General features: G+C 73.6%; 11 protein-coding genes. 5 read left to right on the forward strand and 6 right to left on the reverse strand.

Annotation, left to right across the window (positions count from 1 at the left end; genetic code table 11):
• Nucleotides 1-44: 44 nt before the first annotated feature.
• The 3 genes from AB0Q96_RS36890 to AB0Q96_RS36900 all read left to right on the forward strand — a co-directional run bounded on the left by AB0Q96_RS36890 (nt 45) and on the right by AB0Q96_RS36900 (nt 2,460).
• Nucleotides 45-608: an MBL fold metallo-hydrolase gene (locus tag AB0Q96_RS36890; RefSeq protein ID WP_365333325.1), complete on the forward strand. Its 564-nt coding sequence runs from the start codon at nt 45-47 to the stop codon at nt 606-608.
• Nucleotides 609-760: 152 nt separating this feature from the next.
• Entirely contained in the window at nt 761-2,104 is a 1,344-nt protein-coding gene (locus AB0Q96_RS36895; RefSeq protein WP_365333327.1) for an Ig-like domain-containing protein, read from the forward strand.
• Nucleotides 2,105-2,142: 38 nt separating this feature from the next.
• Nucleotides 2,143-2,460 carry a CU044_2847 family protein gene (locus tag AB0Q96_RS36900; RefSeq protein ID WP_365333329.1) on the forward strand — a complete coding sequence of 106 codons (318 nt, stop codon included), beginning with the start codon at nt 2,143-2,145 and terminating at the stop codon, nt 2,458-2,460.
• A 90-nt stretch (nt 2,461-2,550) separates the two neighbouring features.
• Here the strand turns inward: AB0Q96_RS36900 and AB0Q96_RS36905 are convergent, their stop codons facing one another.
• The 6 genes from AB0Q96_RS36905 to AB0Q96_RS36930 form a co-directional block, all read right to left on the reverse strand.
• Entirely contained in the window at nt 2,551-5,073 is a 2,523-nt protein-coding gene (locus AB0Q96_RS36905) for an ATP-dependent Clp protease ATP-binding subunit (RefSeq protein ID WP_365333331.1), read from the reverse strand.
• Nucleotides 5,074-5,203: 130 nt separating this feature from the next.
• Nucleotides 5,204-6,616, reverse strand: coding sequence for a threonine/serine exporter family protein (locus tag AB0Q96_RS36910; RefSeq protein WP_365333333.1), 1,413 nt, complete (start codon nt 6,614-6,616; stop codon nt 5,204-5,206).
• A 119-nt stretch (nt 6,617-6,735) separates the two neighbouring features.
• Nucleotides 6,736-7,551, reverse strand: a complete 816-nt coding sequence (locus AB0Q96_RS36915) for an ABC transporter permease (protein WP_365333335.1) — start codon at nt 7,549-7,551, stop codon at nt 6,736-6,738.
• A 40-nt stretch (nt 7,552-7,591) separates the two neighbouring features.
• The gene (locus AB0Q96_RS36920) at nt 7,592-8,482 is read right to left on the reverse strand and encodes an ABC transporter permease (protein WP_365333337.1); all 891 of its coding nucleotides are present in this window, start codon (nt 8,480-8,482) and stop codon (nt 7,592-7,594) included.
• Nucleotides 8,483-8,509: 27 nt separating this feature from the next.
• A complete protein-coding gene (locus tag AB0Q96_RS36925; protein WP_365333339.1) occupies nt 8,510-9,709 on the reverse strand; it encodes an ABC transporter substrate-binding protein in 1,200 nt (399 codons plus the stop codon).
• A gap of 107 nt (nt 9,710-9,816) precedes the next feature.
• Nucleotides 9,817-10,923, reverse strand: coding sequence for an ABC transporter ATP-binding protein (locus tag AB0Q96_RS36930; RefSeq protein ID WP_365333341.1), 1,107 nt, complete (start codon nt 10,921-10,923; stop codon nt 9,817-9,819).
• A 125-nt stretch (nt 10,924-11,048) separates the two neighbouring features.
• Between AB0Q96_RS36930 and AB0Q96_RS36935 the strand changes: the two genes are divergently transcribed.
• Both AB0Q96_RS36935 and AB0Q96_RS36940 read left to right on the forward strand, forming a co-directional pair.
• Nucleotides 11,049-11,891, forward strand: a complete 843-nt coding sequence (locus AB0Q96_RS36935) for a GntR family transcriptional regulator (protein ID WP_365333343.1) — start codon at nt 11,049-11,051, stop codon at nt 11,889-11,891.
• Entirely contained in the window at nt 11,842-12,639 is a 798-nt protein-coding gene (locus AB0Q96_RS36940) for a cache domain-containing protein (protein WP_365333345.1), read from the forward strand. Before AB0Q96_RS36935 ends, AB0Q96_RS36940 begins: the two co-directional genes overlap by 50 nt.
• Nucleotides 12,640-12,796 lie beyond the last annotated feature (157 nt).

Below are 12,796 nucleotides of genomic sequence, written 5' to 3' on the forward strand. Positions count from 1 at the left end.
GTAATTCCCCCGAACGGCCCAGCGTGACGCGCTACCGTGCGCGCATGACCGCCACCGTGACCGTCCTGACCGCCGGCTATGTCGGCCCGCGTACCGCCTCCACCGTCACCCTGCTCCGTGACGGGGACGCGGTCGTCGTGGTCGACCCCGGCATGGTCGCCGACCGCGCCCTCATCCTGGCGCCGCTCGCCGCCGCCGGTGTGACCCCCGAGCAGGTCACCGACGTCGTGTTCAGCCACCACCACCCCGACCACACGCTCAACGCGGCCCTCTTCCCCGCCGCCCGCTACCACGACCACTGGGCGATCTACCAGGACGACCTGTGGACCGACCGCCCCGCCGACGGCTTCGCGCTGTCGCCCTCGATCCGGCTCGCCGCCACCCCCGGGCACACCCCGGAGGACATCAGCACCCTCGTCGACACCGCGGAAGGACTCGTCGTCCTCACCCACCTCTGGTGGTCGGCCGACGGCCCGCCCGAGGACCCCTATGCGACCGACCCCGAGGCCCTGCACGCCTCACGCCGGACCGTCCTCGCCCTCGGCCCCGTCCTCGTCGTCCCCGGCCACGGCGCACCCTTCGCCCCCACCGCGACGACGCCCCGCTGATCCCCGCGCCCGTCCCCGTTGGTGCTTTCGAGTCGTCTCGCGGGCCTCTCCCGCGCCACGCCCGGTCAGGTGATCATCTTTTCGGCCCCGGATCGGTTTTGATGCACCCGTCGGACCGGATCGGCGCAGGTGAGAAGGGGTGGGTGCCCGACGTGGCGTCACGCAGCAGCTTCAAGGGGTGGGGTGCGCTCTCCCTCGCGGCAGGAGCCGTCCTCGCCGTCAACGCGGCCCAGCCGCCGGCCGTCGGCGCCCCCGACGTCCGGGCGACCCCCCTCCTGGTCTCGGTCGACGCCTGCCCCGTCGACGACGGCGGCCTGTGCTCCGTCCCCCGCCGCACCCTCCTCCTCGACGCCCCCGGCCCCCCGGTCGCCCTCGACGGGCGCACCGCCCTCGGCCCCCTCGCCCTCGGCCTCCGCACCCCTGGACGGCTCGCCGACGTCACCGTCACCGACCACAAGGGACACCGCGTCGCCGGAGCCCTGAGCGCGGACGGCGGCCAATGGACCAGCACGGCGCCGCTCCCCGCCGACGCCCGCTACACCGCCCGCCTCGTCGTCGAGCGCAGCGACGAGGGCCGCTTCCGCCGCCGGCGCGCCCGGCTCGACCTGCGCACCGGATCGGCCCCCAAGGGCGAACGCCTCACCGCCGAACTCGGCCCCGTCCGGGAGGGCGGCCCCGACGACGGGACGTACGGCGTGGGCCAGCCGCTCACCGCCGAACTCAGCCACCCCGTGCCCGCCACCGACCCCGAGGCCCGGCGCTCCGTCGAGCGGGCCCTCGACGTCCGGTCCACCCCCCGGGTCGACGGAGCCTGGCACTGGGTCGGCCCCACCACCCTCCACTACCGGCCGCGCGCCTACTGGCCCGCCCACGCCACCATCCGCGTCCACAGCGCCCTCGACGGGGTCCGGGTCTCCGACGGGCTGTACGGCGGCCCCTCCGCACCGCTCACCCTCACCACCGGTGACCACGTCGAGGCCGTCACGGACGTCACCGCGCACACCCTGACCGTCTTCCGCGACGGCCGGGTGATCCGCACCATCCCGGTCACCACCGGCAAGGAGGGCTACCGCACCCGGGGCGGCATCAAGGTCGTCCTCGGCAAGGAGGCCACCGTCCGCATGCGCGGCGACTCCATCGGCATCACCCGCGGCAGCAAGGACTTCTACGACCTCAAGGTCCGCTGGGCCACCCGGGTGACGTGGAGCGGCGAGTACCTGCACGCCGCCCCCTGGTCGCTGGACGCGCAGGGCAGCGAGGACGTCAGCCACGGCTGCACCGGCATGAGCACCGAGGACGCGGCCTGGTTCTTCGACACGGTCCGCGAGGGCGACCTCGTCCGGGTGGTCAACGCCTACGGCGAGCCGATGAGCCCCTTCGACAACGGGTACGGAGACTGGAACCTCAGCTGGGCCGAGTGGCGCCGGGGCAGTGCCCTCGGACCCGGGACCCCCGATGCCGGGCACGCCTCCGGGGCACTGCTGCCCGCCCTCTGAGCCCGCACCGGCGGTCCACCCCGTACCGAGGAGTGACGATGACAGAGCTGACCAAGGTCGAACTCGCCGACGGCGTGCTGTACGTGGAGGCGGAGACGCTCACCCCGGAGCGCGGGGCCGACGATCTGGAGGGCTTCCAGGACCGGCTGCCCGACCTGTCGGGGGTCACCGCCGCCCTGTCCTCCTTCGCGGGGCAGCTCGGCGACGCGCTGCACCAGGCCGCGCCCGACCGGGCGGTGGTCGAGTTCGGCTGCCAGCTCGGTGTGCAGGCGGGCAAGCTCACCGCGCTCGTCGTCCAGGGCACCGCGAGCGCGAACCTGAAGGTCACCCTGGAATGGTCCAAGGGGCAGCAGTGAGGGCCCCGTCGCGGCTCCGACCGTCGCCCGGTACGGACCCACCGCAAGCGGGGCGGGTCCGTACGGGTCCACGCGCGGCCGTACGGCCGGCTAGGCGTCCGCCGCCGCCGGCTCCGGCGTCTCGATCCGGCACACCAGCGCGTCGTTCTCGACGTCCGCGACGATCGTGTCCCCCGGGTCGGCCTCCCCGCCCAGCAGCAGCGAGGCGATCCGGTTGTCCAGCTCCGTCTGGATCGTGCGGCGCAGCGGGCGGGCGCCGAACTCCGGCTGGTGCCCGTGCGCGACGAGCAGCTTCTTCGCCGCCTCCGTCACCTCCAGGTCCAGGCCCTGCGCCTTCACCCGCCGCTTGCTCTGGTCGATCAGCAGGTCGAAGATCCGCGACAGGTCCGCCTCGCCGAGACCGTGGAAGATGATCGTCTCGTCGATCCGGTTGAGGAACTCGGGCCGGAAGTAGTCCCGCAGGTCCTGCTTGAGGTCCTCGCGGATCTCCGACACGTCGCCGTGGTGGGCGAGGATCCGCTGGGCGCCGATGTTCGAGGTCATGATGACCACGCAGTGGCGGAAGTCGACCGTGCGGCCCTGCGCGTCGGTCAGCCGGCCGTCGTCCAGGACCTGGAGCAGCGTGTTGAAGACGTCGGGGTGCGCCTTCTCCACCTCGTCGAAGAGCAGCACGCTGTACGGCTGGCGGCGCACCTTCTCGGTGAGCTGCCCGGCCTCCTCGTGACCGACGTATCCGGGCGGCGCGCCGACCAGCCGGGACACGGTGTGCTTCTCCTGGAACTCGCTCATGTCGAAGCGGATCAGCCGGTCCTCCTCGCCGAACAGCAGCTCCGCCAGCGCCTTGGCCAGCTCCGTCTTGCCGACGCCCGTCGGGCCGAGGAAGAGGAAGGAGCCCACGGGACGCTTCGGGTCGCCCATGCCGGCCCGGTTGCGGCGCACGGCCTGGGCGATCGCCACGACCGCCTCGTCCTGGCCGACCACCCGGCTGTGCAGGGCGTCCTCCAGCTTGAGGAGCCGCTCCTTCTCGTTCTCGGTCATCTGCGTCACGGGGATGCCGGTGCGCCGGGACAGCACCTCGGCGATGTCGGCGGGCGTCACCTCCAGCACCCCCTCGCGGCGTTCCTCGATGCCCGCGAGCTCGCCCTCGACCCGGGCGATGTCCTGCTTGAGGCCGTTGGCGCGCTCGAAGTCCTCCGCCGCCACCGCCTCGTCCTTCTCCCGGCGCAGCTTGGCCAGTCGGTCCTCGCGGGCGACGGCCTCGGTGGACCGGCCGAGCGAGCGCAGCCGCACGCGGGCGCCGGTGTGGTCCATGAGGTCGATCGCCTTGTCGGGCAGGAAACGGTCCCGCACGTAGCGGTCGGAGAGCTCGGCCGCCGCCGCGAGGGCGTCGTCGCCGTAGCGCACCTGGTGGTGGGCCTCGTATCGGTCCCGCAGGCCCTCCAGGATGCCGATGGTCTCCTCGACGGTCGGCTCCGGGATCAGCACCGGCTGGAAGCGCCGCTCCAGCGCCGCGTCCTTCTCCACGTACCGCCGGTACTCGTCGATCGTCGTCGCGCCGACGACGTGCAGTTCACCGCGCGCGAGGGCCGGCTTGAGCATGTTGCCCGCGTCCATCGAACCCTCGCCGGTGGCGCCCGCGCCGACCACGGTGTGCAGTTCGTCGATGAACAGGACCGTCGAGTCGGCGGCCTCCTTCACCTCGTCGATGACGTTCTTCAGCCGCTCCTCGAACTGGCCGCGGTACTGCGCCCCGGCGAGCAGGCCCGACAGGTCGAGGGCCACGACCCGCTTGCCCTCCAGGGTGCGCGGCACCTCGCCCGCCACGATCCGCTGCGCCAGGCCCTCGACGATGGCCGTCTTGCCGACGCCCGGCTCGCCGATGAGCACCGGGTTGTTCTTCGAACGGCGGGAGAGGATCTCCACGGTCTGCTCGATCTCGTCGGCCCGCCCGACGACCGGGTCCAGCTTGCCCGCCCGGGCCTCCTCCGTGAGGTCCCGCCCGTACTCGTCCAGGGTCGGCGTGGCCGACTCCGGCTTCGCCGTCGGCGGGGCCTCGGCACGGGCCTGCCGGTCGGCGGTGGAACGCAGCGCCCCGACGTCCGTGCCGTACGAGCCGAGCAGCTTCGCCGCGGCCGAGGAGGGGCTGTCGAGCAGGGCGCCGAGGATGTGCTCGGGACCGATGTACGACACCCCCGACTCCTGGGACCGTTCGTAGGCGCGCAGCAGCACCCGCTTGGCGGCCGGCGTGAGTCCCGGCTCGGCGGACGGCACGCCGCTCTCGCCCGGCAGCACCTGGGCGACGGCCTTGCCCAGTTCGTCGGGGTCGGCCCCGGCGCGCGCCAGCAGCCCACGGGCCGGTTCGACCTGGGTGCACGCCCACAGCAGGTGCTCGGTGTCCAGGTCGGCGCTGCCGTCCTCGGCGGCCCTGGTGGTGGCCCGGCCGAGGAGGTCACGGGCGGAGTCGGTGAGCAGCCGGCCGATCGGCACCCGCTGCACGGCCGGGGGAGAGGCCGAGGGGGACATGCCGAAGAAGCGGTTGAGCAGGTCGTTGAAGTGGTCGGAGCCGCCGAACGGGTCTGAGCCGCCGAAGGATCCGAAGGGGGACATGGTCATGGAGTGCCGTCCAGATGCGTCGACTTCCGGGCAGTTCCCGTCCACTGGAACAGCAACGGGCGCTCCCCACCCGGCGGGCGCCGGTCACGGACGGTGGCCGGGACCGGCGAGGGCCCCTGGCCGTAAGGATTCAGGCCGGGCGGTCCGGCGTGGAATCCGTCGCGTCCGCTGCGCCATCCGGGTCAAGGAGCCCGGCCGGGGCCGGCTCCCCGACCCGCAGCCGGGTCCTGCGCTGGAGCCCGGCGCCGACCAGGACGCCCAGGGCGATCGCGGCGACCGTCACGATGGTGTTCACCAGACTGGACAGACCGCCGTCGGTGTCGCCCTCGACGATGATCTCCGAGACGCTGGTGAGGCCGACCGCGCCCGGCACGAGCAGCCAGAAGCAGGGCAGGAACACGACCTGGTCGGGGGTCCTGGAGCGGCGCGCGATCCAGGAGGCCATGGGGGGCAGCAGCACGCCCGCCGCGAACGCGCCGAACGTGACCCCGCCCAGTTCGCTCGCCGCCGACTGCACCAGGCGCTCGGTGAGCAGGGCGCCGAGCAGCCAGCCGGTGACCCGGGGCTGCGCCGAGAAGTAGAGCAGGAAGCCGAACCCGAGCAGCAGCACCCCGACCCAGGGCGCCCAGGCGCCCAGCGCCTCGGAGGGCGGCTTGCCGATCGGCCCGGGGTGGACGAGCTCGGTGCCCACCAGGATGCCGAGCGCGAGCAGCAGCAGGACGTTGACCGCGACCGCGAGCCGGGCGATGCCCGACAGGGCGGCGCCGGTGGCCAGTTCGATCGCGCCGAGGGTGAGCGCCGCGCCCGGCAGGAAGGCGATCAGCGGCGGGACGTACAGGAGGGTGGGCTCCTCGTGCAGGAGCGGTCCCGCCCAGCGCAGCGAGACCGCGGTGACCAGGATCGCCGTGACCACCGGCAGCGCCGAGCGGCCGGCCGGCAGCCGGTCCCCGAACAGGCGCAGCAGACCGACCCCGAGGCCGAGGACCGCGTAGCCGACGACGGCGGCGACGGTCGCGTGCCGCATCACGCCCAGACCCACCGTCAGCAGCACGTACCCGAGGACCGTGGTGGCCGGACTGAACCGCTCGGGCTGCTCCCGCTCGGCCCGCAGCGCCGCCCACACCTCCTCGAACGGCAGCTCCTCCGCGCGCAGCCGCGCCACCAGCGACTGCAGCGCCTCGACCTGATCGAGGCGCAGGTCCGGGCCCTCGACGGGGGCGAAGTCCAGCTCGCCGCCGCGTCCGTCGGGCCCGCCCCCGACCCGTACGAAGAGCCCGGTCGGCACGATGAAACAGCGGGCGCGCATCCCGTACCGGGCGGCGACGTCGTGGACGACGGCCTCCACCTCGGCGGTCCGCTCCCCGGCGCGCAGCAGCTCCGACCCGATCGCGCACAGCAGCGCGGCGAACTCCCGCAGCCGCTCCCGCCCGGCGTCCTCCGCCTCCGGCAGGGTGACCGTGCCGGAGGAACGCCGGCGCAGCGGCCGGAAGGAGACCGCCTTACGGGCCAGACCACGCACGTCGAAAGAGGGCAATTGCCGCATTCCGGAAACCTAGCAGCGCTGTGCCCGGAGCGCGGTCTGGGCTGGGTTGGCCTGGGCCGGGGCACGCGCCGGGTTGGCCCGTGCCGGGGCAGCCCGGGCCCTCCGCAGGCCACCGGGGCTCAGACCCGCCCGCCTCCCGCCGTGTCCGAGGACAGCCGCTGCGCCGCGTAGATCGGGATCACCGACAGCAGCACCAGCACCGCCGCCACCACGTTCACCACCGGCGCCTGCTGAGGCCGCGTCATGTTGTCGAAGATCCACAGCGGCAGGGTCCGCACCCCCGGGCCCGCCGTGAAGGTGGTCACCACGACCTCGTCGAAGGAGAGCGCGAAGGCCAGCAGCCCGCCGGCCAGCAGCGCCGAGCGCAGCAGCGGGAAGGTGATGTCCCAGAAGGTACGGAAGGTGTGCGCGCCCAGGTCCATCGCCGCCTCCTCGTACGAGCCGGGCAGCCGGCGCAGCCGGGCCGTCACGTTGTTGAAGACGACCACGATGCAGAAGGTCGCGTGCCCCACGATCACCGTGAACAGCCCGAGGCCCACCCCGAGCGGCGCCAGGACGGTCCCGAAGGCGGAGTTCAGCGCGATGCCCGTGACGATGCCGGGCAGCGCGATCGGCAGCACCACCGCGAAGGAGACCGCCTCGCGCCCGAAGAACCGGTGCCGCTGCACCGCGAAGGCGATGAGGGTGCCGAGCACCAGCGCGATCGCCGTCGCCGCGAGTCCGGCCCGCACCGAGGTCCACAGGGCCTCGCGGGCCCCCTTGTTGTCCCAGGCCGCCGCCCACCAGTCCAGGGTGAGCCCGGGCGGCGGCCAGCTCGCCGAGCGGTCCGGGTTGAGCGAGCCGAGGAGCACGAGCAGCAGCGGCAGGTAGATCACCGCGAAGCCGAGCCCGGCCGCGGTGCGCAGCGCGATCCGCGCGGGACGGGAGAGGTTCATCGGGAGCGGTCCTTCCGCAGGTTCGGCTGCCGCGGCCCGGTCACAGGCTGCGCAGCGCCCCGGTGCGCCGCACCGCGAGCAGGTAGAGCACGATGACGGCCACCGGCACGGTGCCCAGCGCGGCGGCCAGCGGCAGGTTCAGCGTGACGTTGGAGTAGACGAGGTTGCCGAGCAGCTGGGTCTTGCCGCCGACGACCTGCACGCTGATGTAGTCGCCGAGGCTCAGCGAGAAGGTGAACACCGACCCCGCCGCCACCGCCGGCCACACCATCGGCAGCACCACCGAGAAGAAGGTCCGCCCGGCCCGCGCCCCGAGGTCGGCCGAGGCGTGCAGCAGGTTGTCCGGGAGCTGCTCCAGGGCCGTGTGCACCGGCAGGATCATGTACGGCAGCCACAGGTAGGTCAGCACCATGACGGTGGCGGTCAGCCCGTACCCCGGACCGCTGAGGCCCAGCGGGCGCAGCGCCCAGTCGAGCGGCCCGCCCTCGGAGAGGATGAGCCGCCACGCGTACACCTTCACGAGATAGCTGGCCCACAGCGGGGTGAGGATCGCGACCACCAGCAGCGGGCGTCGGCGGGGGCTCGCCACGCGGGCCGTGTAGAACGCGATCGGGAAGGCGATCAGCGCGCACAGCGCGGTCACGGCCAGGGCGACGCCGACCGTCCGCAGGGCGACCGTCCGGTACACCGGCGAGGACACCAGCTCCTGGAAGTTCTGCGCCGACCAGACCCGCACCACCTCGGAGGTGAACGAGTCGGTGGTCCAGAACGCGGAGAGGAACAGCGCGGCCAGCGAGCCGAGATAGGCGAGCACCAGCCACAGCAGGGGCGCGGTGAGCAGCGCGGCGAGCCGGACCCGGGGCCTGCGGTGCAGGGCCCCGGCGAGCCGCCGGACCGGACCGGCGGCTCGCGTGGTGGGCGTCGTGGACATAGGGGAGAGGCCGGTCATGGGACGGCGTCAGCCCTTGATCTCGTTCCAGGCCTGCACCCACTTGGCGTACGGCACGCACCTCGTGTCCGTACGCCCGTCGAGGCACTGCTCGATCGGCGTGGTCCAGAAGTGCACCCGGTCCCAGTACGCCTCGTCGCTCGCGTGGAAGGTGGCGCAGTGCGCCTTGTCCGTGGTCAGCGCGCAGGACCCGGCGTTGGCGGGCGCCTCGCCGAAGTACTCGGCGACCTGGGCGTTGGCCTTCGGCGAGACGATCCAGTCGAGCCACTTGTAGGCGCAGGACGGGTGCTTGGCCTTGGCGGACACCATCCAGGTGTCGGACCAGCCGGTGGAGCCCTCCTTCGGCAGCACCGCCTCCACCTTGGCACCCTCGGCCTTGGCCAGGTTGGCGATCACCTGCCAGCTGGTGCCGACGACGGAGTCGCCGCTCTTGAAGGCCGAGACCTCCTTCAGGTAGTCGCTCCAGTACTCGCCGACGTGCTTGTTCTGCGCCTTCAGGAGCTCGACGGAGGCGTCGAACTGCTTCTGGTCGAGCGCGTACGGGTTCTCGATGCCGAGCTCCGGCTTCGTCGCCTTCAGGTAGAGCGCGGCGTCGGCCAGGTAGATGGGGGAGTCGTAGGCGGTCACCTTGCCGCTGTGCGCGGACGCCTTGTCGAAGACGGCCGACCAGGAGTCGGGTGCGGGGGAGACCTTCTCCTTGTCGTACATCAGGAGGTTGGCGCCGCGGCCGTGCGGGATGCCGTAGGCGACGCCCTTGACGGAGTTCCACTCCTTGTTCTTCAGCCCGGCGAAGACGTCCGCGTAGTTCGGCACGAGCGCCGTGTTGACGGGGGCCGCGTCGCCGGAGGCGATCAGGCGCAGCGAGGCGTCACCGGAGGCGGAGACGGCGTCGTACGCGCCGGTCTTCATCAGCGCGACCATCTCGTCGGAGGTCGCGGCGGTCTTGGCGTTGACCTGGCAGCCGGTCTGCTTCTCGAACGGCGTCACCCAGTCGACCTTGGGGTCGTTGGAGCCGTCCTCGACGTACCCGGCCCAGGCGACCAGGTTGACCTGCCCCTCGGGCGCGCCGAGCGAGACCGGTGCCTTGAGGGCGGGCGGGTGGAGACCGCCGGACTTCCCGGAACCGGCCGGGTCGGCCGAGCCACAGGCGCTGAGGAGGAGCAGTCCGGAGACGGCGGCGGCCGTCAGGAGCGAGCGGTGCAGGCGCACGGGGTTCTCCGTTGCGTGAGGGTGCGGGTAGGTGCGGGGGTGCGGGAGGTGCGTGATGTGCGGGAGTGCAAGAGGCGCGTGATGTGCGGGAGGGCGTGCCGTCCGCGCTAGGCCAGGGACCCGCCCGTCGGGGTCCCCGTCCGCCCGGGCTCGGGGGAGGGGGCCGGGGACGGGGCCGGGACCGGCGCCGGGACGCTCACGGCGTGCCGCGGGTGCCAGCGGAGTCCCACCCGGGCGCCCCGGAAGGCGGCGAGGTCGGCGGAGGAGGTCTCCAGGTTCTGCTGGACGGCGGTGAGCCGGCCGCCCGCGTCGAGGTCGACCAGGAAGCGGGTGGCGTCGCCCAGGTAGACCACCTCGGCGACCGTGCCGGCGGCGCCCGTGTGGCCCGGCTCGGCGGGCGCGGCCGGGTCCCGGACGACACGGATCTTCTCGGGTCGGATGCTGTACGTGCCGGAGGCGCCGAGCACGGCGCGCGCGCTCGCGCCGCTGAGCAGGTTGGAGGTGCCGACGAAGCCGGCGACGAACGCGGTGGCGGGGCGCTCGTAGATCTCGGCGGGGGAGCCGACCTGTTCGATCCGGCCCTGGTGGAAGACGGCGATCCGGTCGCTCATCGTCAGGGCCTCCTCCTGGTCGTGGGTGACGAACACGAAGGTGATACCGACCTGCCGCTGGATCGCCTTGAGTTCGACCTGCATCTGCTCGCGCAGCTTGAGGTCGAGGGCGCCGAGCGGTTCGTCGAGGAGCAGTACGCGGGGGCGCCCGACCAGGGCCCGGGCGAGGGCGACCCGCTGGCGCTGGCCGCCGGAGAGCTCGCCGGGCCGGCGCCTGCCCAGGCCTTCGAGGCGGACCTGGGCGAGGGCGGCGCGGGCCCGGACCAGACGTTCGGCCTTGGCGACCTTGCGCACCTTCAGGCTGTAGGCCACGTTCTGTTCGACCGTCATGTGCGGGAAGAGCGCGTAGTCCTGGAAGACGGTGTGGACGTCCCGCTCGAAGGGGGCGAGCCGGGTGACGTCCCGGCCGGCCAGTTCGACGGTGCCCGCGCTCGGCGTCTCGAACCCGGCGATCATCCGCAGCACAGTCGTCTTGCCGGAGCCGGAGGGGCCGAGCATCGAGAAGAACTCCCCGTCGGCGATCTCCAGGTCCACCCCCGCCACGGCCTCGGTGCGGCCGTAGTTCTTGCGCAGTCCTGAGAGCCGGATCGCCATTCCCTCCATGGGCGGGAACCTTTCTGGTGCGGTGGCGCGTTGTGACGAGCGTGGGCGTAAACATATGAAGTCATAGTTCAAATCTCAAGACCCCCTTAAGGTAAAGGCTGAGTCAACGCGCGAGGTGGTACACCGTGAGGCCAGACGGCAGACAGGGCGCGGGCGCGCCGGGGAGCGCCCGCAGGACCGTGTTCACCCCCGTCGACACCCGTGCGCGGGTCGACACCGTGGTGCGCCGGCTCGGCGACGCCATAGAGCTCGGACTCCTCTCCGACGGCGAGCAACTCCCCGGCGAGACCGAGCTCGCGGCCCAGCTGGGCGTCTCCACCGTGACCCTGCGCGAGGCGCTGATGGCCCTGCGCCAGCAGGGACTCGTCACCACCCGCCGGGGCCGGGGCGGCGGCAGCTTCGTCACCCTCCCCGAAGGCCCGCCCGAGGACCGGCTGCGGGCCCGCCTCGCCGACTGGTCCACGGAGGAGCTGCGCGACCTCGGCGACCACTGGGCCGCCGTCTCCGGAGCCGCCGCCCTCCTCGCCGCCCGGCGCACCCAGCCCGGCGACCTGCGCCCGCTCACCCGGACCGTCGACGAGCTCGCCGCCGCCGAGGACCCCGCGACCCGCAGCCGCCTCTACGGACGCTTCCACGTCGAGCTGGCCGCCGCCGCCCAGTCGGCCCGCCTCACCCGCGAGGAGATAGCGCTCCAGACCGAGTTGGGCGCCCTGCTCGTCCTCGTCCTCGACGACACCGCGTATCTCGCGTGTGTGGCGGATCGTCACCGCTCCGTGATCTCCGCCGTGCAGGATGAGGCCGACGAGCGGGCAAGAATGCTGGCCGAGCGGTGCGTACGCGAGTCCGTGGGCCGGCTGGTCGCCCTGCGGCTCGCGCCCCCCACCCGCGCACCCGAGCCCCGTCCCGAGGAGGACACCGATGGCCAGGAGCACCGGGCTCGCCCACCCCGTGGGGGCCGCCGCCCCTGACCCGGCCCGCGCTCTCGGGCCCGACGCCGTCGCGCGGCGCGTCCGCGACACCCTGGAGGACGTGTTCGCCGCCGTCGCCGCCACCCGCGCCGACACGGCGGCCCTGCTCACGGCGGCCGGCGGCACCGGCCGGGCCCCCGTCTCCGCCGACCTGGCAGCCCTCCGCCCCGGCCTGCACGGCCGGCTCGCGGCCCAGGACCTCGTCTCGGGCGCCGGGTTCGTCGCCGCGCCCGGCCTCCTCGCCGACGTGCCGGCCTGGCTGGAGTGGTGGCAGCGCGGGCCCGACGGCACCGTCCGGCCGCTCCTGCTCGACCTCGACCCGGCGCACTCCGCGTACTCCGACTACACCCACTGGGACTGGTACGCGCTGCCCCGCGAGACCGGTCAGCGCGCCGTCGCCGGGCCGTACGTCGACTACCTCTGCTCCGACGAGTACAGCCTCACGCTCTCCGCGCCCGTCCACGTCGGCGGGCGCTTCGTCGGAGTGGCCGCCGCCGACGTCTACCTGCGCCACTTCGAGGCGGCCGTCCTGCCCGTGCTCCAGGAACTGCCGCTCCCCGCACGCCTGGTGAACGCCCGGGGCCGAGTCGCCGCCTCCACCGACCCCGGCCACCTCGCCGGCTCCCTCACCAAGGGCCCCGACTTCGCCACCGTCCTCGCCGCCCCGCCGTCCACCCACCACCACGGCGCCCTACGCCTGACACCCTGCGCGGGCACCCCGCTGGTGCTGGTGACCCCCGAACGGTGAACGGTCCTTGCGGGACGCGGGCCTGTGCCGGCCGGGTGCGGCTCCCGGCGCGGGCCGGGCTGTCGGCGCGGACCCGGCCTGGGTACGGGCCGCCGGGGTGGGTCCGGCCGCGGCTCTCGGCACGGGCCCGGCCCGCACCTACTCCCCCCGCCCCCCG

This window comes from Streptomyces sp. NPDC093111, assembly GCF_040683955.1.
Lineage (GTDB): Bacteria > Actinomycetota > Actinomycetes > Streptomycetales > Streptomycetaceae > Streptomyces.

Coding starts and splice junctions, on each gene's coding strand:
- AB0Q96_RS36890 (WP_365333325.1), top strand. CDS start 45: ATGACCGCCACCGTGACCGTCCTGACCGCCGGCTATGTCGGCCCGCGT.
- AB0Q96_RS36900 (WP_365333329.1), top strand. CDS start 2,143: ATGACAGAGCTGACCAAGGTCGAACTCGCCGACGGCGTGCTGTACGTG.
- AB0Q96_RS36905 (WP_365333331.1), bottom strand. CDS start 5,073: ATGACCATGTCCCCCTTCGGATCCTTCGGCGGCTCAGACCCGTTCGGC.
- AB0Q96_RS36910 (WP_365333333.1), bottom strand. CDS start 6,616: ATGCGGCAATTGCCCTCTTTCGACGTGCGTGGTCTGGCCCGTAAGGCG.
- AB0Q96_RS36915 (WP_365333335.1), bottom strand. CDS start 7,551: ATGAACCTCTCCCGTCCCGCGCGGATCGCGCTGCGCACCGCGGCCGGG.
- AB0Q96_RS36920 (WP_365333337.1), bottom strand. CDS start 8,482: ATGTCCACGACGCCCACCACGCGAGCCGCCGGTCCGGTCCGGCGGCTC.
- AB0Q96_RS36930 (WP_365333341.1), bottom strand. CDS start 10,923: ATGGAGGGAATGGCGATCCGGCTCTCAGGACTGCGCAAGAACTACGGC.
- AB0Q96_RS36940 (WP_365333345.1), top strand. CDS start 11,842: ATGGCCAGGAGCACCGGGCTCGCCCACCCCGTGGGGGCCGCCGCCCCT.